This is a genomic window from Aurantimonas marina, assembly GCF_017183135.1.
Classification (GTDB): domain Bacteria; phylum Pseudomonadota; class Alphaproteobacteria; order Rhizobiales; family Rhizobiaceae; genus Aurantimonas; species Aurantimonas marina.
The window spans coordinates 464,846-483,064 of the sequence record NZ_JADDXW010000001.1 but is presented as its reverse complement, the minus strand read 5'-3'; the positions used below and the strand labels follow the sequence as shown (position 1 = coordinate 483,064).

Annotated in this window: 19 protein-coding genes; 16 read left to right on the top strand and 3 right to left on the bottom strand. The window is 66.4% G+C overall.

The window, feature by feature from the left end; genetic code table 11:
- Together ING15_RS02275 and ING15_RS02270 are read right to left on the bottom strand one after the other, a co-directional pair.
- Entirely contained in the window at positions 1 to 897 is an 897-nt protein-coding gene (locus ING15_RS02275) for an NAD(P)-dependent methylenetetrahydromethanopterin dehydrogenase (protein ID WP_206453132.1), read from the bottom strand.
- 73 nt (positions 898 to 970) lie between these two features.
- On the bottom strand, positions 971 to 1,951 hold the full coding sequence (locus ING15_RS02270; RefSeq protein ID WP_206453131.1) for a beta-ribofuranosylaminobenzene 5'-phosphate synthase family protein: 981 nt from the start codon (positions 1,949 to 1,951) through the stop codon (positions 971 to 973).
- Positions 1,952 to 2,033: 82 nt separating this feature from the next.
- Here ING15_RS02270 and ING15_RS02265 point away from each other — a divergent pair, with 82 nt between their 5' ends.
- The 15 genes from ING15_RS02265 (at position 2,034) to ING15_RS02200 (ending at position 15,774) form a co-directional block, all read left to right on the top strand.
- Positions 2,034 to 2,405, top strand: coding sequence for a 4a-hydroxytetrahydrobiopterin dehydratase (locus tag ING15_RS02265; RefSeq protein ID WP_206453130.1), 372 nt, complete (start codon positions 2,034 to 2,036; stop codon positions 2,403 to 2,405).
- 76 nt (positions 2,406 to 2,481) lie between these two features.
- Positions 2,482 to 3,600, top strand: a complete 1,119-nt coding sequence (locus ING15_RS02260) for a hypothetical protein (protein WP_206453129.1) — start codon at positions 2,482 to 2,484, stop codon at positions 3,598 to 3,600.
- Entirely contained in the window at positions 3,594 to 5,234 is a 1,641-nt protein-coding gene (locus ING15_RS02255) for a formylmethanofuran dehydrogenase subunit A (RefSeq protein ID WP_206453128.1), read from the top strand. The genes ING15_RS02260 and ING15_RS02255 overlap by 7 nt, the downstream gene beginning before the upstream one ends.
- Entirely contained in the window at positions 5,231 to 6,130 is a 900-nt protein-coding gene (gene fhcD, locus ING15_RS02250) for a formylmethanofuran--tetrahydromethanopterin N-formyltransferase (RefSeq protein WP_206453246.1), read from the top strand. The genes ING15_RS02255 and fhcD overlap by 4 nt, the downstream gene beginning before the upstream one ends.
- Positions 6,127 to 6,939, top strand: coding sequence for a formylmethanofuran dehydrogenase subunit C (locus ING15_RS02245; protein ID WP_206453127.1), 813 nt, complete (start codon positions 6,127 to 6,129; stop codon positions 6,937 to 6,939). The genes fhcD and ING15_RS02245 overlap by 4 nt, the downstream gene beginning before the upstream one ends.
- A gap of 335 nt (positions 6,940 to 7,274) precedes the next feature.
- Positions 7,275 to 8,588, top strand: a complete 1,314-nt coding sequence (gene urtA, locus ING15_RS02240) for an urea ABC transporter substrate-binding protein (protein ID WP_206453126.1) — start codon at positions 7,275 to 7,277, stop codon at positions 8,586 to 8,588.
- A gap of 102 nt (positions 8,589 to 8,690) precedes the next feature.
- Positions 8,691 to 10,319: an urea ABC transporter permease subunit UrtB gene (gene urtB / locus ING15_RS02235; protein ID WP_206453125.1), complete on the top strand. Its 1,629-nt coding sequence runs from the start codon at positions 8,691 to 8,693 to the stop codon at positions 10,317 to 10,319.
- On the top strand, positions 10,316 to 11,482 hold the full coding sequence (gene urtC / locus ING15_RS02230) for an urea ABC transporter permease subunit UrtC (RefSeq protein ID WP_206453124.1): 1,167 nt from the start codon (positions 10,316 to 10,318) through the stop codon (positions 11,480 to 11,482). The genes urtB and urtC overlap by 4 nt, the downstream gene beginning before the upstream one ends.
- A gap of 175 nt (positions 11,483 to 11,657) precedes the next feature.
- A complete protein-coding gene (urtD, locus tag ING15_RS02225; RefSeq protein ID WP_232845526.1) occupies positions 11,658 to 12,344 on the top strand; it encodes an urea ABC transporter ATP-binding protein UrtD in 687 nt (228 codons plus the stop codon).
- Positions 12,345 to 12,609: 265 nt separating this feature from the next.
- Positions 12,610 to 13,305 carry an urea ABC transporter ATP-binding subunit UrtE gene (gene urtE / locus ING15_RS02220; protein WP_206453122.1) on the top strand — a complete coding sequence of 232 codons (696 nt, stop codon included), beginning with the start codon at positions 12,610 to 12,612 and terminating at the stop codon, positions 13,303 to 13,305.
- Positions 13,306 to 13,426: 121 nt separating this feature from the next.
- Complete coding sequence (locus ING15_RS02215) at positions 13,427 to 14,215, top strand: urease accessory protein UreD (protein ID WP_232845493.1); 789 nt, start codon at positions 13,427 to 13,429, stop codon at positions 14,213 to 14,215.
- 22 nt (positions 14,216 to 14,237) lie between these two features.
- Positions 14,238 to 14,540: an urease subunit gamma gene (locus ING15_RS02210; protein ID WP_206453121.1), complete on the top strand. Its 303-nt coding sequence runs from the start codon at positions 14,238 to 14,240 to the stop codon at positions 14,538 to 14,540.
- Between the two features lie 190 nt (positions 14,541 to 14,730).
- Positions 14,731 to 15,306 carry a HupE/UreJ family protein gene (locus tag ING15_RS02205; RefSeq protein WP_206453120.1) on the top strand — a complete coding sequence of 192 codons (576 nt, stop codon included), beginning with the start codon at positions 14,731 to 14,733 and terminating at the stop codon, positions 15,304 to 15,306.
- Positions 15,307 to 15,349: 43 nt separating this feature from the next.
- Positions 15,350 to 15,472 carry a hypothetical protein gene (locus ING15_RS19675; protein WP_269812718.1) on the top strand — a complete coding sequence of 41 codons (123 nt, stop codon included), beginning with the start codon at positions 15,350 to 15,352 and terminating at the stop codon, positions 15,470 to 15,472.
- Positions 15,469 to 15,774 (top strand): urease subunit beta, encoded by a 306-nt coding sequence (locus ING15_RS02200; RefSeq protein WP_206453119.1) that lies wholly within the window; start codon positions 15,469 to 15,471, stop codon positions 15,772 to 15,774. Before ING15_RS19675 ends, ING15_RS02200 begins: the two co-directional genes overlap by 4 nt.
- Here ING15_RS02200 and ING15_RS02195 read toward each other — a convergent pair.
- Entirely contained in the window at positions 15,771 to 16,202 is a 432-nt protein-coding gene (locus ING15_RS02195; protein WP_206453118.1) for a hypothetical protein, read from the bottom strand. The two genes, ING15_RS02200 and ING15_RS02195, sit on opposite strands and share 4 nt — an antisense overlap.
- Before the next feature lie 221 nt (positions 16,203 to 16,423).
- Here ING15_RS02195 and ureC point away from each other — a divergent pair, with 221 nt between their 5' ends.
- Positions 16,424 to 18,136: an urease subunit alpha gene (gene ureC / locus ING15_RS02190; protein WP_206453117.1), complete on the top strand. Its 1,713-nt coding sequence runs from the start codon at positions 16,424 to 16,426 to the stop codon at positions 18,134 to 18,136.
- Positions 18,137 to 18,219: the final 83 nt, after the last annotated feature.

Below are 18,219 nucleotides of genomic sequence, written 5' to 3'. Positions count from 1 at the left end.
TTACTTCACCAGCGTTCGGGCAAGCGCGAAGGCGTCGCGGAAATCGAGGATTTGCGGCTCGTCCGCCTCGATCATGCGTTTGAAAAGGCCGGATTCGGTCTGATATTTGACGTTGCCGATCGCCAGCGCCCCAACGCCGAGCGCCGTCGTGTCACCGATCGCCTTGCCGTTGTCCATCACGCCGATCCCCTCGATGCCTGACGGCGGAACGGCGTTGACATCGGCGGCGACGAGGAGCCCGGACGCCTGTTTCAACTGGGCGGCATCGAGAACGCGAATGCCAGCCTTGGCGGCGGAGAGGACCATTTCGACGTCTTTGACGATGGCGTTCTGCTTCGCCGCGTCGGAGCCGTCGGCGGCATTCACCGTGACGCCGAAGCGATCCTTCATCTCCTGGGCGCGATCCTCGACGCGTTTGAGGCCGCTATAGCCGACGATCGTCACCCTGGCGCCTTCGAGGGCGGCGATGACGGCGGCCGAGTAGCCGACGACGCCGGTGGCGCCGAAGACGGCGATCGCGGTGTCCTTCAACGACCGGTCCTTCTTGTCCTTCAAGAGCTTTTCGACGCAGGCGACCATCGCCGCCGCCGTGGTGAAGGAGCCGGCCGGATCGGCGAAGAGGTTGGCGCCGAAGGGCGGTACCAGCGCCTTCCTGGCAGCCTCGATCATGTCGAGGGCGAGGATCGCGTCGTTGCCGCCGAAGAAAAGGCCCGACGCCGTCCCCCATTTCGGCGGGCGCGAAAAGATGACGTCCTGGACGAGATCGGCGATCTCGGCGAGTTCGACATTTTCGTAGGGCACAACCGCGTCATAGCCGGCATCGAGCGCCATGTTCACGTCGAAGGGGCTGACATGCTTGTGCGGGGTGAGCATGTGAAGAATGTTCTTCTCGGTCATTCCCGTTCCTCCAGAAATTCGTAGTCGCCCGCCAGGTCCGATGACCGGGGCGGTTTCGCCGCTTGGCCGCGGCCTAGCCGGTGCCCGCCAGTTCGCGGCGCGAAGCGCGTTCGATGCTGGCGCCTTGATTGCGTCCCGCGACGATGCGGATGTCGAGGTCTTGCGCTGCACCCTCGGCCCGCGTCGCCTCGACGAGCCGCTCGGCGTCTTGCGCCGACTCGGCGAAGGCGAAACCGGTCGGCCCCCATGAACTCTGGCCTATCCCTTGCGCGCCGGCGTCGGCCAAAAAGGTGCAGGCGCGGGCGACGCGCGGGCTGGTGAAGACGCCGCCCTGGGCGGGTGCGAAGTGACCGCTGACCATTCCCTGGATTATCGCGATGGATGCACCGAAGGCCGCGATGTCCTTTTCGGCGAGGCCCGGCAGCATTTGCATCAGCACGAGCCGGCAGATTTCCGCCGTTTCGCGTTCCGGAAATGGCGGCAGGGCGTCGAAGGCGGCGATTTCATCCGGCCCGTGGAGGCCGACGTTGCTTGGATCGAGAACGAGGATGACCCGCCAGGCCTTCGGGAAGGCAAAGCGCGAAACGATCGGCGGCGGCCGATCCTGTGTGCCCTTGCCACCATCGACGGCAAGGCCTCCCTGGCTGAAAAATGCCGCCCCGAGGCCGGAGCGATTGCCGCGTCCCAACCGGGCGGCATCGCCGGCGTAGTCTGTCGGAACGCCTTCGAGAGCCCTGACGCCGGCGGCGACGGCGAGCGCCAGCTGCGTGCCGGAGCCGAGCCCGGCATGGGCGGGGATGGTCTCCTCGATTGTCATCTCATAGGTCTGGTCGAGGCCAAGATGACGACGCATGGCGGCGAGGTGCTCCTCCGCCCGTTCGGCGTCCGCGCCTTCGACGCGATCGTGCCCGGCGCGGCGGATCGACAGGCACGTCGACGGGGCGTCGACGGCAAGGCCGATGCCGCCGAACCGACGGCCGGACCGGCCGCCGGGATCAAGAAAACCCAGATGCAGGCGTGCGGGCGCTGAGACGTTGACGACGTCTTCTGTCACGATGTCCCCTGCTTTCGAGGTGCCCGCACCCTATTATTGCGACGGAAACGCATCGGGCAAGTGAGAGCGAGGGAGAAAATCGATGGCAGCCAGGACCTATTCGGACGCCGAAGTCGAGGAATGGCTCAAGGCGGAACTGCCGACCTGGCGCCTGGAGGACGGCTGGATTCGCCGCACCTACAAGACCGCCGGCTGGAAGGGCACGCTGATGGTGATCAACACCGTCGGCCATCTGGCCGAGGCAGCGTTCCATCATCCCGACCTGACCGCATCCTATGCCTGGGTGGAGGTGCGGCTGAAGAATCACGCCGCCAAGGGCATTACCCAGTCGGATTTCGCCCTGGCCAAAAAGATCGAGGAGGTGGTGATGTGGCAGCCGGGCAAGGAGGACGGCCCGCTGCAGGGCACGCCCGACGATCCGCGCTTCGCCTACATCAAATACGACAAGAAATAGACGGTTGCGCCTTCTGTCTTTGACCTTGGCGACCGAGGCTGTAGGTTTGAGGAACGGGCACAGAAAGCGAAGCGTCTTGCGCAAGGCATGGATCGAGGGACGGCCGGTGTCCATGGAGGAGGCGGTCCGGGCGACGGCCGATCGCATCGGCCGGAGCCGGCTTCCCGTCATCACCGGACTGACGACCGACCTCGCCGGCATCCACGCGGCGATCGCGCTCTGCCGGGTCGCCGGCGGCGCGATTGATCACGCTGGCTCGGGTGAGATCTATTCGCTGATTTCGGCGCTTCGTGATGGCGGTATGATGCTCGGCGCACCGGCGGAAATCCGGCGCCGCGCCGACCGGGTGCTGATCGTCGGACCGAACGCTTTCGACCGGGCGCCGGACCTGCCGCAATTCCTGTTTTCGAACGGACCCGATCTCGGCGGGCGAACGAAGGGCGGCGGGCGGCAGGCGCTTTGGCTCGGTGCCTCGTCCAATTCCCCCACCCTGCCGAACGCGGTCACGGTCGAGCCGATCGACTGTCCGCCGGACCGGATCATCGACGTTCTCGCGATGATCCGGGCGGCACTGGCCGGTCATCGGTTCGGCGACGGACCGCTGCCCGAGAAACGGGTAGGTGAAATCGCGGCATGGCTGAAGGGCGCGGGCTTCGGCTGCGCCATCTTCTCACCCGCCGCGATGGACGGTCTCAGTGTCGAGATGCTCGCCGGCCTCGTCTTCGACCTCAACGCCGAGACGCGGTTCACCAGCCTGCCGGTGTTCGGCCCCGACCAGGCCTGTGCGGCGGCGCTCGCCACGACCTGGTCGATGGGCTTTCCGCTGCGCACGAGCTTCGCGCGCGGGTTTCCCGATCACGATCCGCAGATGTTTGAGGCCGGACGGCTGGTTGCCTCGGGCGAGGCGGATCTCGCCATCCATGTCGCGGCTCTGGCCGGCGCGAACATCGCCGAGCCGGAATGGGCGGGGCGGGTGCCGGTTGTCGCGGTCACCGCGCCCGGCGATGCCTGGACCCATACGCCCGAGATCGGTTTCGAGGTCGCCCTGGCCGGCCGCGATCATGATGGCGCTCTTTTCGACGGAACGTTCGGCGGCTTCGTACCGGTTCCTGCAAGCGCGGAAAGCGATGCCCCTCCCTCGGCCGAGATCCTGTCGGCGATCGCGGCGGCGCTCGGCGAGGCGGCGCCATGCTGACGCGGCTGAAGGGCGGACATATCGTCGATCCGGCGAACGGCCGTGATGTGGTCGCCGATCTCTTCATCGAGGACGGCCATATCGTCGATCCGCCCGCCGACGGCAGGGCGCCCGGCGAAATCATCGACTGCAAGGGCCTGATCGTCATGGCCGGGGCGATCGACATCCACTCCCACATCGCCGGCGGGCATGTGAACACGGCGCGGCTGCTGCTGCCGGAATTTCACCGTGCGTTCCAGTCGCGGCCGGGTGCGACGGCGCTGTCGAAGGTCGGCTGGACGACCGAGGAAACCGGCCTGCGCTACGCCGAAATGGGTTTCACCACGGTGGTCGAGCCGGCGATGGCGCCGTCGTCGGCTCTGCATGCCCATCTCGAACTCGCCGACATCCCGATCATCGACAAAGCCACCCTCGTCGTCCTCGGTAACGACGATTTCCTGATGGGGATGATTCGAGACGGCGAGAGCGAGAGCGCCATCGCGGACTATGTCGCCTGGACCGTCTCGGCGTCCCGCGCGCTTGGCGTCAAATGCATCAATGCCGGCGGATCGGCCGCTTTCAAGGAGAATGTCCGCCAGTTCAGCTTCGACGATGAGGTGCCCGACTACGGGGTCTCCTCGCGCAAGATCGTCAAGACGCTGCAGACGGCGGTCACCGGTCTCGGCATTCCGCACCCGCTGCACGTCCATTGCAACAATCTCGGGGTTCCGGGAGATTCGGCGGCGGCGGCCGAGGCGACGATCGCGGCGGCGGAGGGCCTGCCGCTGCATCTGGCGCATCTGCAATTCTACGGCTACGGCGCCGAGGGCAAGCGCCAGTTCTCCTCCGAGGGCCAGCGGCTCGCCGAGCTGGTCAACGCGACCGAGGAAATCACCGTCGATATCGGCCAGGTGATGTTCGGACAGACGGTGACGGTGTCCGCCGACGAATTGCGACAGTTCGCCGGTCGCGGCCAGGCGCGTCCGCGCAAATCGGTGATTTTCGATCATGAGGCGAATGGCGGCGGTGTCGTGCCGATGGACTACAAGCAATCGAGCTATTTCAACGCGCTGCAATGGGCGATCGGGCTGGAATTGTTTCTCCTGATCAAGGATCCGAGCCGGGTGTTCTTCACCACCGACCACCCGAACGGCGCCCCGTTCACCGCCTATCCGGACATCTTCGCGCTGCTGATGGACCGGGGCGTGCGCCAGCGCTGGCTGGAAGCCCTGCCGAAATCCGTGCTGGAAATGACGATTCTGCCGGAGATCACCCGCGAATATACGCTGAAGGAAATCGCGACGATGACGCGCGCGGCGCCGGCGCGGCTGCTCGGCACCGCCGATCGCGGCCATCTCGGCAAAGGCGCTATCGCCGATATCGCCGTCTACCGACCCGGCGACGACAAGGCGGCGATGTTCGGCAGGGCCGCCTATGTCTTCAAGGATGGGACCCTCGTCGTGCAGGACGGACGGGGGGTCAATCGTGTCTCCGGGCGGACCCTGTCGCTGCGGCCGGAGGCCGACAAGGCGATGGCGAAGCGTATCGATGCCTATTTCGACAAGCGCTACGGTCTGCCTGCGCGGTGGTTCGAAGTGCCGGATTACGCGATCGGACGGGAGGATCCGTTCAAGGTGGTGCCATGCCGGAGATGATCTTCAACGGCGTCGCGATCGACGACAGCTTCGCCGAAGCCTTCCCGATGCGCGGCACGGCGATCCAGGTAACCGCCGACAGCGAAAAATGGGCGCTGGAAGCCGCCCGCTCGTTCACCGGCTTTGCCACCTCGGTCATCGCCTGCGGCTGCGAGGCGGGGATCGACCGGGTGCTGACGCCGCAGGAGACCCGCGACGGGCGGCCGGGCGTGCGTATCCTGATCTTCGCGATGGATACGAAAGGCTTGGCCAAGCAGCTCGGCACCCGGCTGGGCCAATGCATTCTCACGAGCCCGACCTCGGCTTGCTACGCCGATCTGAAAGGCGAGACGCAGATCGATCTCGGCTCGGCGATCCGCTATTTCGCCGACGGCTGGCAAATCTCCAAGAAATTCGGCGACAAGCACTTCTGGCGCATGCCGGTGATGGAGGGCGAATTTGTCTGCGAGGCGAAGACCGGCGTCACCAAGGAGGGCGTCGGCGGCGGCAACCTCCTGTTCATGGCGCGCGGAAGTGCTCAGGCGCTCGCCGTCGCGGAAGCGGCCGTCGCGGCGATGCGGACGGTGCCCGACGTGATCATGCCGTTCCCCGGCGGGATAGTGCGCTCCGGCTCCAAGGTCGGCGGCAAGTACAAGGGCATGATGGCCTCGACCAACGAGGCCTATTGCCCGACGCTGAAGGGCGTGGTCCCATCCGCTCTCGGTCCGGAGATCGGCTCGGTGCTGGAAATCGTCATCGACGGCCTGTCGGCCGCGGCGGTGGCGGACGCGATGCGGGCTGGGCTGAAAGCGGCGATCGATCTCGGGCCGGATGAGGGTGCGCTCAGGATCGGCGCCGGCAATTACGGCGGCAATCTGGGCCCGCATCATTTCCACCTCAAGGATCTCGTGCCATGAGCGGCCTGACCTTCCGCAAGACAGCGGAACCGGACCAGCGCCTCGATCTGTCGATCCTGACGCCCGCCCATCTGGCGAATCTCAGCCTGTCCGAAATCACCGCGCTGCCGATCGGCACGACCAAGCAGCTTGTGACCGTCGGCGATATCTTCGCGCTGTCCGGCGACGACGCGGCGGCGATCCGCTTCGAGGGTGGGTCCGAGCGCTTCGACCGGATCGGCGAGGCGATGGACGATGGTTCGATCCGTGTCGAGGGCGATGCCGGCTGGCGGGTCGGCCGGCTGATGAGTGGCGGCCGGCTGACTGTCACAGGTTTAGTCGGCGGCCTCGCCGGTTCCGGCATGAGCGGCGGCTTGCTGACGGTCGGCGGCGACGCGGGCGATTTTCTTGGCGGTCCGATGGCGGGCGAAATGGCCGGCATGCGCGGCGGCGCGATCCGGGTCGGCGGCAGCGCCGGGGCGCGGGCGGCCGACCGGATGCGGCGCGGCACCATCGTCGTCGACGGCGCGGTGGGCGACAATGCCGGCAGCCGGATGATCGCCGGAACCCTCGTCGTCGGCGGTCTGGCGCGCGGCGCGCCGGGGCGCTTGATGAAGCGCGGCACGCTGATCCTGTGCGGCGGCGCCGAACGGCTGGCCCCGACCTTTCTCGACAATGGCCCGGCCGATCTGTTGATCCTCAAGCTGATGGCGCAGGAATTCGCAGCCGGCGAGCTGGGACCTGTACCCTTCGACGGCGCGCCGATGCGGCGTATCGGCGGCGACACGGCCGTTCTCGGCAAGGGCGAGATCTTCCTGCCGCTGGGTTGAGGCCGGCGGGGGTGGTCGCCGCCTGGGCTAGCGATCGCCCCCGAACGGGTCATCAAGAGCTGGCGCCGCGGCTCGCCCGACAATCGTCGACAGCTGATCTGCGCGACATGTGCGATGATGCCTAATTTATAATCTTTACCGGCCATCCTTTGTTGTTATGCCTAAAAAATAATCTATTCTGATCGCGTGGCTTGTCCGCCGACTCTCGCCGATACGGTGATCCTCAGGCGGCTTGCGGCTTTCGAGCGGGTAAAATCAGAATTTGGCACGCGCTTTGCAAACCATCCAGTCGTGATCCCCGATGACAACGGGGGCGAAACAACTGGAGAGCGCGTATGACATCCCCCATCACATGGCTTCGCGGCGCCGTGGCCGCCGCCACCATGACAAGCGTCGCCCTGACCGGCGCGACCGCTCAGGAAAAGCCGACCGGCGAGCCGATCAAGGTCGGCGTCCTGCATTCGCTGTCGGGCACGATGGCAATCTCCGAGACGACCCTCAAGGACGTCATGGAGATGCTGATCGAGGAACAGAACGCCAAGGGCGGTCTGCTTGGCCGGCCGCTGGAGGCGGTCGTCGTCGACCCCGCCTCGGACTGGCCGCTGTTCGCCGAAAAGATGCGCGACCTCGTCTCGGCCGAAGAGGTCGCGGCGGTATTCTGCTGCTGGACGTCGGTGTCACGCAAATCGATCCTGCCGGTCGCCGAGGAACTGAACACGGTGGTGTTCTACCCGGTGCAGTACGAGGGCGAGGAATCCTCGCACAATATCTTCTACACCGGCGCTGCGCCGAACCAGCAGGCGATCCCGGCCGTCGACTATCTGATGGAGGAAGGCGTCGAGCGCTGGGTGCTGGAAGGTACCGACTACGTCTATCCGCGCACCACCAACAAGATCCTCGAGCAGTATCTGAAGGACAAGGGCGTCGCGGCCGAGGACATCAAGGTCAATTACACCCCGTTCGGCTTTTCCGACTGGCAGACCGAGGTGTCGTCGATCAAGGAATTCGGCGCGACCGGCAAGAAGACGGCGGTTGTCTCGACGGTGAATGGCGACGCCAACGTCCCGTTCTACAAGGAACTCGCCAATCAGGGCATCGAAGCGACCGACATTCCCGTCGTCGCCTTCTCGGTGGGTGAGGAAGAACTCGCCGGCATCGACACCGGACCGCTGGTCGGCCATCTCGCCGCCTGGAACTACTTCCAGTCGGTCGACACGCCGGAAAACGCCGAATTCATCGAGAAATGGAAGACCTATATCGGTGACGACAAGCGCGTGACCAACGACCCGATGGAAGCCCATTACATCGGCTTCAACATGTGGGTGAAAGCGGTCGAAAAGGCCGGTACCACCGAGGCCGACGCCGTCATCGCCGCGCTGCCAGGCGTCGAGGTGCCGAACCTGACCGGCGGCACCGCCAGGATGCTGCCCAACCACCACATCACCAAGCCGGTGCTGATCGGTGAGATCAACGAGGACGGCCAGTTCGACATCGTCGAGGAGACCGACCTCGTCGAGGGCGATGCCTGGTCGGACTTCCTGCCGGATTCCAAGATGCTGAAAGCCGATTGGACCGATCCGATCAACTGCGGCAACTACAACACCGAAACCAAGAGCTGCGGCAGCAAGGAGGCTGCGGCCGCCCAGTGAGGCCCCCGGCCCCGTAATGGTGCGCCTTCCTCCCAAGGCGCAACCGCGCGGGGGCGGCCATGCGTGCCGTCCCCGTGCCCCTTGATCCGATCAGGACGCGTCATGAACGATCTTCTGCGCTGGTGCCTTGTCGGCCTCCTGGCCTTCAGTGGCGCGCTCCTCCCGGCTGCCGCCATGGCCCAGGACGGCGATCCGGCGGCGATCATCCAGAAATTCGGCGGTAAGCAGGGTTTCGACGACACCGAAGCGGTCATCGCCGAGCTCGCCGCCACCGGCGAACCTGAGGTGGCCCGGGCATTGCGGGCGCTGTCCGCCGGTGACCTCTACTGGCGCGAATCCGACGAGCAGGTGTTCATCGTGACCGGCAAGGGCGATGAGGTCACATTGCGCGACCCCCTGACCGGCGCCGAGGCGGGCACTGCTTCATCCGGCGATCTCAAGAAGGTCCGCATCAAGAATTCGATCCGCAACGCCGTCACCGGCGCACTCGGCAGCCTGACCTTGCGCGCCGCCGACCCGAATGTGCGGCTGCGCGCGGCCTCGACGCTGTTTTCCGACGCCGACCCCGACATGCTGGAGCCGATCGAGGCGGCGCTGGCCGAGGAAACCGATCCGGGGGTCCGGGCCCGGATGGAAGAGGCCCGTGCGTCGGCCATCCTCGCCTCCGACCGGCCCGCTGCCGACAAGGCCGAGGCCGCCGCCGTCCTCGAAGCGCGGGGCGACCGCGAATCCCTGACGATGCTCAGCCGTTTTGCCGCCGCGACCGACGATCCGGTGGCGCGGCAAGCGGCCGAAGCGGCGGTCGCGGGGATCGAGAGCAACATCGCCTTCTGGAACCAGATGCAGAACATCTGGTACGGGCTGTCGCTCGGCTCTGTCCTGTTGCTCGCGGCGATCGGCCTCGCCATCACCTTCGGGGTGATGGGGGTGATCAACATGGCCCATGGCGAAATGGTGATGCTCGGCGCCTACACGACCTTCGTCGTGCAGGAGGTGATCCGGGCCGACGCGCCCTGGCTGTTTCCCTGGTCGCTGGCGATCGCCCTGCCGCTGGCCTTCCTCGTCTCGGGCTGCGTCGGCCTGGTCATGGAACGCGGCATCATCCGGTTTCTCTACGGCCGGCCGCTGGAAACGCTGCTTGCGACCTTCGGCGTGTCGCTGATGCTGCAACAGGCGGTCCGCACGATCTTCGGCCCGACCAACCGCCAGGTCGGCAATCCTGACTGGATGTCCGGCGCCTTCGACATCGGCCTGATGTCGGTCACCTGGAACCGGCTGTGGATCATCGTCTTTTCGCTGGTCGTCTTCGCCGGGCTGCTGATGGTGCTCAACCGCACCGCGCTTGGTCTGCAGATGCGGGCCGTCACCCAGAACCGCAAGATGGCTTCCGCCATGGGCATCCGCACGCCGTGGGTCGACGCGATGACCTTCGCGCTCGGCTCGGGCGTCGCCGGGATCGCCGGCGTCGCGCTCTCACAGATCGACAACGTCTCGCCCAGTCTCGGCCAGGGCTACATCATCGACAGTTTCATGGTCGTCGTCTTCGGCGGGGTCGGCAATCTGTGGGGCACCTTGGTCGGTGCGATGAGCCTCGGCGTCCTCAACAAGTTCCTCGAGCCCTATGCCGGGGCGGTGCTCGGCAAGATCGTCGTTCTGGTGCTGATCATCCTGTTCATCCAGAAGCGGCCGCGCGGCCTGTTCGCCCAAAAGGGAAGGTTCGTCGACGCATGATCCTTTCTCGTTTCCTCGGCCCAAGGGTCTTCATCCTCGTCGCGGCGCTTCTGGCCGCCGCTATCCTCGTGCCGATGGCGAGCCTGTGGCTGCCAGCGAGCCATCCGCTGCATGTGCCAGCCTATCTGGTGCCGCTGTTCGGCAAATATGTCTGCTATGCGCTGCTCGCGCTCGCCCTCGATCTGGTCTGGGGCTATGTCGGCATCCTGTCGCTCGGCCACGGCGCGTTCTTCGCCCTCGGCGGCTACGCCATGGGCATGTATCTGATGCGCCAGATCGGCACCCGCGGCGTCTATGGCGATCCGGTGCTGCCCGACTTCATGGTGTTCCTCAACTGGCAGGAACTGCCCTGGTACTGGACCGGCTTCGACCAGTTCTGGTTCGCGGCGATCATGATCGTCGTCGCGCCCGGCCTGCTTGCCTTCGTGTTCGGCTATTTCGCCTTCCGCAGCCGCGTCACCGGCGTCTATCTCTCGATCATCACCCAGGCGATGACCTATGCGCTGCTGCTCGCCTTTTTTCGCAACGACATGGGGTTCGGCGGCAATAACGGGCTGACCGACTTCAAGGAGTTGCTCGGCTTCCCGCTGCAGGCCGCCTCGACCCGGGCTGGGCTGTTCGCGGCGAGTTGCGTTGCGCTGGCGCTCGGCGTCCTCCTCGTCGGCTGGATCACCCGCTCGCAGCTCGGCAAGCTGATGGTCGCGGTGCGCGACGCGGAAAGCCGCACCCGCTTCATCGGCTGGCGGCCGGAGCATGTGAAGCTGTTCGCTTTCACCGTTTCGGCGGTGATGGCCGGCATCGCGGGCGCGCTCTACGTGCCGCAGGTCGGCATCATCAATCCGGGCGAGTTCGCACCGGTCAATTCAATCGAGATCGTCGTCTGGGCGGCGGTCGGCGGGCGCGGCACGCTGCTGGGTCCCGTCATTGGCGCGTTGCTGGTCAATTTCGGCAAGAGCACGTTTACCGCGATCGCGCCGGAATCCTGGCTGTTCGTTCTCGGCGGCTTGTTCGTCTTTGTGACGCTGTTTCTGCCGAAGGGCATCGTCGGTACCTTCGATCATGGCTGGCGCGCCTTGCGCGATCGCCGCGCTTCGGCCGAGGCCGAGAAGGGGGAGGCGGCGCCGACGGACGACGCGCAGGCCGTCCCGAACCCGGCGGAGTAGGACGATGAGCGATAGGAACCCCGCCAGCGAAACGATCCGGCCCGCCCAGTCGGTGGTTTCGCCGCACCCTTACGCGACGCAACGCGCGGCCCTGCTCGCCGAACAGGCGGCGGGGAGCAAACGCCGGGACACGCTGCTCTATCTTAACGGCGTCACCAAGAGCTTCGACGGCTTCATGGCGATCAACAACCTCTCGCTGGTCGTCGCCAAAGGCGAGATGCGGGCGATCATCGGACCGAACGGCGCCGGCAAGACGACGATGATGGATATCGTCACCGGCAAGACCCGGCCGGATGAGGGCGAGGTCTATTTCGCCGGCGATGTCGATCTGACCCAGGAGGATGAGGCGGCGATCGCCAACATGGGGATCGGCCGCAAGTTCCAGAAGCCGACGGTCTTCGAGGGGCACTCGGTCGAGGACAACATCCGCCTGTCGCTCGCCGGCTCGCGCTCGATCTTCGGGGCGCTGCTGCATCGCAAGGACGCCGCCGAGCAGTCGAAGATCGACGGAATCCTCGCAACCACCCGCCTTGGCGAGAAGCGGCGGACGCCCGCCGCCGACCTCAGCCACGGCCAGAAACAGTGGCTGGAGATCGGCATGCTACTAGCCCAGGACCCGGAGCTCCTGCTGGTCGACGAACCGGTGGCCGGCATGACCGACGCCGAGACCGAGGAGACCGCCCGGCTGCTCAAGGAAATCGCCCGGACGCGCTCGGTCGTCGTCGTCGAGCACGACATGCATTTCGTCCGCGCGCTCGGGGTCAAGGTGACCTGCCTGCACGAGGGCTCGGTGCTGTCGGAAGGCTCGCTCGATCATGTCTCCGCCGACCCGCGCGTGGTCGAGGTGTATTTGGGGCGATGAGGAGGATGGAAATGATCGCATTCGCGGGTTTCGTTCCCCCCTCATCCGCCCCTCCGGGGCACCTTCTCCCCGTCGGGGAGAAGAACAGGTCTGCGCCGACTGGCGTCTCTTCGGCGGGCGGCGACGAAAAGGGCACCATTCCTCGCCCCGCTGGGGAGAGGGTGGATGCGAGCGGGAGCGAGCAGCCGGGTGAGGGGGGGGCGCGACCACAAACACGCCGGTCACTTGCCCTCCGCTTGGGCAGTGGTTCTTTATGGTGCGTGCCATGCTGACCGTCTCCGATGTCGATCTCTATTACGGTGCCGCCCAGGCGTTGCGCGGTGTCTCGCTCACCGCGAAGCCCGGTGCGATCACCTGCGTTCTCGGCCGCAACGGCGTCGGCAAGACCTCGCTGTTGCGCGCCATCGTCGGCCAGCAGCCGATCCGCGCTGGCCAGATCGCCCTTGATGGCGACGATCTCGGCCGGTCCGCTCCCTATGCCCGGGCGCGAAAAGGCATCGGCTTCGTGCCGCAGGGCCGCGAGATCTTTCCGCTGCTGACGGTGAAGGAGAATCTCCAGACCGGCTTCGCGCCGCTGAAACCCGCCGACCGGTCGATCCCCGAGCACGTGTTCGAGCTGTTCCCGGTTCTCGCCGACATGCTCGGTCGGCGCGGCGGGGATCTCTCCGGCGGCCAGCAGCAGCAACTCGCGATCGGCAGGGCGCTGGTGACCCGGCCTCGGCTGCTGGTGCTCGACGAGCCGACCGAGGGCATCCAGCCGTCGATCATCAAGGATATCGGCCGGGCGATCCGCTATCTGCGCGACCAGTCCGGCCTCGCGATCCTGCTGGTCGAGCAATATCTCGATTTCTGCCGCGAGCTTGCCGACCAGGTCTACATCATGGATCGCGGCGAGATCGTCTTCGACGGCCCCGCCGAGGGTCTCGACGATCCCGCTGTGCGCAAGCACCTGACGGTTTGAACTGGCGGAAGCCGCAAGGATGCGGCAAGCACGGGATATGCAGACCCACATCTCTCCACCGCCTGTGAATCGGCCATCCGACCCGCCGCCGCTTCCGGCCGCAGCCGGGCGTGTCGTTCCGATGCAGCGCGCGGCCGGTTCGGCGACAGCGGAATTCCAGCTCGTCACGGGCCGCACCCGTCTGAAGCGCTTGCACCAGTCCGGATGCCTGAAACTGCGGTTTCCCCGCCTGCCACGGCCGGAGTCCGAAGCGATCCTGATCAACACATCCGGGGGGTTGACCGGCGGCGACCGTATCGACCAGGCCTTCGCCGTTGCGGACGGCGCCGGCCTGACGGTGACGACCCAGGCCTGCGAGCGCGTCTACCGGGCGGCGGAAGGCCATGCCGCCGTCGCGAGTCGCATCGCCGTCGGGCCGGAGGCGCGTTTTTGTTGGCTGCCGCAGGAAACGATCCTGTTCGATGGCGGCGCGGTTCGGCGCGCGTTGGAACTCGAGGCCGCCGAATCCTCCCGCTTCCTGTTGTGCGAGAGCGTCATCCTTGGACGCGAGCGCATGGGCGAGACTGTCGAGGTTGGCCTGTTCCGCGACCGCTGGCGCGTGCGCGTCGGCGGCCGGCTGGTGTTCGCCGACGATCTTCGGCTCGACGGCGCGATCGCCGAGCGGGCGGCCCGGGCCGCCAGCCTGGCCGGCAACCGGGCCTTCGCGACGTTGGTCGCGCAGGGGGCCGACGTCGAACGCGATCTTAACGACCTTCGCGCCATCATCGGGGAGGCAGGAGGCGCGAGCCTTGTCGGCGGCTTGCTCGTCGCCCGCATCATGGCGCCTTCGGGTTTTCTGTTGCGCAAGCGGCTGGTTCCGCTGCTGTCTGCTCTGGCGAACGGGCCGCTGCCGCTTGTATGGTCGCTCTGACGAACCGACGAAGGAACCCGGCATGCAACTGACCCCGCGCGAAAAGGACAAGCTCCTCATCTCCATGGCCGCCATCGTGGCGCGGCGGCGGCTGGAGCGGGGTGTCAGGCTGAACCATCCGGAGGCGATCGCGCTGATCAGCGATTTCGTGGTCGAGGGCGCGCGCGACGGTCGCTCCGTGGCGGATCTGATGGAGGCGGGCGCCCACGTGATCACCCGCGATCAGGTGATGGAGGGCATTGCCGAGATGATCCACGACGTGCAGGTCGAGGCGACTTTCCCGGACGGCACCAAGCTGGTGACGGTCCACGAACCGATCAGATAAATCCCTGCGCGAGCGTGGTCGGGAAAGGGGAAATACGCTACGTGATCCCACTGACCGCTCCGCCGCTGGATGGTTGAGAAAGCTTTTGACACCGGGGCTTCGGCCTTCCATGATCAACCTCGCATCCGGCCGCAGGCCGGGCGGGACGCGACCCAATCCGGGGCGCCTGTCGACCAAACGAGGGACACTCATGCTCAAGCGCCTTTCACTCACCGTCGCAACGCTTGTCGCCGCAACGGCGCCCGCCTTCGCCCATATCAATCCGGCGGAGCACGGCTCGCTGCTGACCGGCTTCGTCCATCCGCTGCTGGGCTGGGACCACGTGTTGGTCATGGTCGCCGTCGGCATCTGGGCGGCGATGATCGGCGGTCGCGCCTTGTGGGCGGTGCCACTCGCCTTCGTCACGGTGATGAGCGCCGGCTTCGCCCTGGCGATCACCGGAATCGCGCTGCCCTTCGTCGAGCCGGTGGTGCTCGCCTCGGTCGTCGCTCTCGGCCTTTTGATCGCCATGGCGGTAAAGCTTCCGGTGTCGCTGGCCGCGACGATCGTCGGTGGCTTCGCGCTGTTTCACGGAGCCGCCCATGGCGCCGAACTCGGCACGTCCGGGGCCGTGGTCTTCGGCCTCGGCTTTGCCGGCGCGACAGCGCTGCTGCATGGCGGCGGATTGCTGCTCGGCAACGCTCTGGTCCGGACGGCGAATCCTATCGTCCTACGGGCGATCGGTGCGCTGTCCGCCGGTGCCGGTCTCTATCTGATGGCCGGCTGATCGTCCGCGACCATCGAGCCGCGCCGGGCGGCGGGGAGATGTCATGCCGGAATTCCTGCGCGCCCCGCAGCCGCTCGGAGAATATGATCTGATGGCGATCGGCCCGGTGCTTCTTGCCGTGCTCGTCATCCTGGGGCTGCGCAAGCTCTGGAGCCATTGGTCATGATCCCCGGCGAAATCATCACGGCGGCGGGCGACATCCTCCTCAACGAGGGCGCGACGACGGTGACTCTGGAGGTCGCCAACACGGGCGACAGACCGATCCAGATCGGCAGCCACTATCACTTCGCCGAGACCAATCCGGTGCTGGCCTTCGACCGGGCGGCGGCGCACGGCATGCGCCTCGACATCGCCGCCGGCACGGCCGTGCGCTTCGAGCCGGGGCAGACGCGCGAGGTCACGCTGGTGCCGCTCGGCGGCGCGCGCAAGGTCTATGGCTTCAACGGCAAGGTGATGGGAGCGCTCTAACGCGCCGGTTTCGGCGATCGTCGGATGATCGCCCGGTGCGAGCCCGGCGAGCGTCCGCGTGTGATAGCGCTGCCGCCGATCGCGCTTGGACCGCTACGGGCAAAAGCGCCCGCATTGACGCTGTTGAGGTCGGAGCGGCCCTCCATCGCCCTCAGTTCGTTCGGCACGTTAGCGCCTTGGCGGAAGCGGGGCACGACCGGCCGCAGATAGCTGTCGTCGTAGTCGCGGCCATAGGCGCGCTCCTCGACCGTGTCGCCGAAGACCCCTGCGCCGGGAACGCGCGGCCCCGCCGGCGGGCGCGGCGCGCCGACGATCGGCAGACCGGACATCGACTTGCCCGGCACGTCTCCCATCGGGCCGGGATCGAACGCCTGGGCGAAGGCGGAGCCGGGCAGAAGAAATGCTGCGAGCAGCGCGAAACGAAACACGGGAAACTCCTTTCCGGCCAACGGCCGATGGTGATCGGCGACAGGCGCGCGCGATCGCTGTTGGCGGTGGGTCCATCCAGCAACGCGGAAACACTCTGCGCGATCCGCACAAATCTGGGAAGACAAGCTTTCGCGACCGCCTTATGGTCTTAAATGGTGCGACGCAGCGACGGACGATGCGCAGCGCCGCTCCTGTCCGGCCCCTCGACACGAGATCGCCCATGCCCGCCACGATCCCCCGCTCCTCCTATGCCGCGATGTTCGGCCCGACCGTCGGCGACAAGGTGCGCTTGGCCGACACAGAGCTCATCATCGAGGTCGAAAGGGACCTCACTACCTATGGCGAGGAGGTGAAGTTCGGCGGTGGCAAGGTGATCCGCGACGGCATGGGGCAAAGCCAGCATTCGCGCGCCGATGGGGCGGTCGACACGGTGATCACCAACGCGCTGATCCTCGATCACACCGGCATCTACAAAGCGGACATCGGCCTGAAGGACGGGCGGATCGCCGCCATCGGCAAGGCCGGCAATCCCGATACCCAGCCGAACGTCACCATCATCGTCGGGCCCGGCACCGAGGCGATCGCCGCCGAAGGCAAGATCGTCACCGCCGGCGGCTTCGACAGCCACATCCACTTCATCTGCCCGCAGCAGATCGAGGAGGCATTGTTTTCCGGCGTTACGACGATGCTCGGGGGCGGCACCGGCCCGGCGCATGGCACGCTCGCCACCACCTGCACGCCCGGCCCCTGGCATATGGCGCGGATGCTGCAGGCGGCGGACGCCTTTCCGATGAATCTCGGCTTTTCCGGCAAGGGCAATGCCTCCTTACCGGCAGCGCTGGAGGAAATGGTCAAGGGTGGTGCCTGCGCCCTGAAGCTGCACGAGGACTGGGGCACGACGCCGGCGGCCATCGACTGCTGCCTGTCCGTCGCCGACGCTTGCGACGTGCAGGTGATGATCCACACCGACACGCTGAACGAATCGGGCTTCGTCGAGAACACCGTCGACGCCTTCAAGGGCCGCACGATCCACGCCTTCCACACCGAGGGCGCCGGCGGCGGCCATGCGCCGGACATCATCAAGATCTGCGGCCTGCCGAACGTGCTGCCGTCCTCGACCAATCCGACCCGGCCCTACACGGTGAACACGCTGGAAGAACATCTCGACATGCTGATGGTCTGCCACCATCTCGACGCGTCGATCCCCGAGGACATCGCCTTTGCCGAAAGCCGCATCCGCAAGGAGACCATCGCGGCCGAGGACATTCTCCACGACCTCGGCGCCTTTTCGATCATCGCGTCGGATTCACAGGCGATGGGTCGCGTCGGCGAGGTGATCATCCGCACCTGGCAGACCGCCGACAAGATGAAGCGCCAGCGCGGGCGTCTTGCCGGCGAGAGCGGCGACAACGACAATTACCGCGCCCGCCGCTACGTGGCGAAATATACGATCAACCCGGCGATCGCCCAGGGCATGAGCCGCGAGATCGGCTCGCTCGAAGTGGGCAAGCGCGCCGATCTGGTGCTGTGGGACCCGGCGTTCTTCGGCGTCAAGCCGATGATGGTGCTGCTCGGCGGGACGATCGTGGCGGCCCCGATGGGCGATCCCAACGCCTCGATCCCGACGCCGCAGCCGGTCCACTACCGGCCGATGTTCGGCGCCTTCGGCAAGGCGGTCGGGGCGAGCGGCGTCAGCTTCGTGTCGAAGGCCGCGATGGACGAGGGGCTGCGCGAGCGGCTCGGCTGCGACAAGACGTTTCTGGCGGTCGAGAACACCCGTGGCGGCATCTCCAAGGCATCGATGATCCTCAATGATGCAACGCCTGCGATGGAGGTCGATCCGGAGACCTACGAGGTGCGGGCGGACGGCGCGCTCTTGACCTGCGAGCCCGCCATCGTGCTGCCAATGGCGCAGCGGTATTTTCTGTTTTAGAATCGGGTCCATGGCCGAACCGACACCCGACACCCGACACCCGACGCCGACCCGATCTTCGACGAGGCTTTCTACCCCGAGAC

Coding starts and splice junctions, on each gene's coding strand:
- ING15_RS02275 (WP_206453132.1), bottom strand. CDS start 897: ATGACCGAGAAGAACATTCTTCACATGCTCACCCCGCACAAGCATGTC.
- ING15_RS02265 (WP_206453130.1), top strand. CDS start 2,034: ATGGCAGCCAGGACCTATTCGGACGCCGAAGTCGAGGAATGGCTCAAG.
- ING15_RS02255 (WP_206453128.1), top strand. CDS start 3,594: ATGCTGACGCGGCTGAAGGGCGGACATATCGTCGATCCGGCGAACGGC.
- fhcD (WP_206453246.1), top strand. CDS start 5,231: ATGATCTTCAACGGCGTCGCGATCGACGACAGCTTCGCCGAAGCCTTC.
- ING15_RS02245 (WP_206453127.1), top strand. CDS start 6,127: ATGAGCGGCCTGACCTTCCGCAAGACAGCGGAACCGGACCAGCGCCTC.
- urtA (WP_206453126.1), top strand. CDS start 7,275: ATGACATCCCCCATCACATGGCTTCGCGGCGCCGTGGCCGCCGCCACC.
- urtB (WP_206453125.1), top strand. CDS start 8,691: ATGAACGATCTTCTGCGCTGGTGCCTTGTCGGCCTCCTGGCCTTCAGT.
- urtC (WP_206453124.1), top strand. CDS start 10,316: ATGATCCTTTCTCGTTTCCTCGGCCCAAGGGTCTTCATCCTCGTCGCG.
- urtD (WP_232845526.1), top strand. CDS start 11,658: ATGGCGATCAACAACCTCTCGCTGGTCGTCGCCAAAGGCGAGATGCGG.
- urtE (WP_206453122.1), top strand. CDS start 12,610: ATGCTGACCGTCTCCGATGTCGATCTCTATTACGGTGCCGCCCAGGCG.
- ING15_RS02215 (WP_232845493.1), top strand. CDS start 13,427: ATGCAGCGCGCGGCCGGTTCGGCGACAGCGGAATTCCAGCTCGTCACG.
- ING15_RS02210 (WP_206453121.1), top strand. CDS start 14,238: ATGCAACTGACCCCGCGCGAAAAGGACAAGCTCCTCATCTCCATGGCC.
- ING15_RS02205 (WP_206453120.1), top strand. CDS start 14,731: ATGCTCAAGCGCCTTTCACTCACCGTCGCAACGCTTGTCGCCGCAACG.
- ING15_RS19675 (WP_269812718.1), top strand. CDS start 15,350: ATGCCGGAATTCCTGCGCGCCCCGCAGCCGCTCGGAGAATATGATCTG.
- ING15_RS02200 (WP_206453119.1), top strand. CDS start 15,469: ATGATCCCCGGCGAAATCATCACGGCGGCGGGCGACATCCTCCTCAAC.
- ureC (WP_206453117.1), top strand. CDS start 16,424: ATGCCCGCCACGATCCCCCGCTCCTCCTATGCCGCGATGTTCGGCCCG.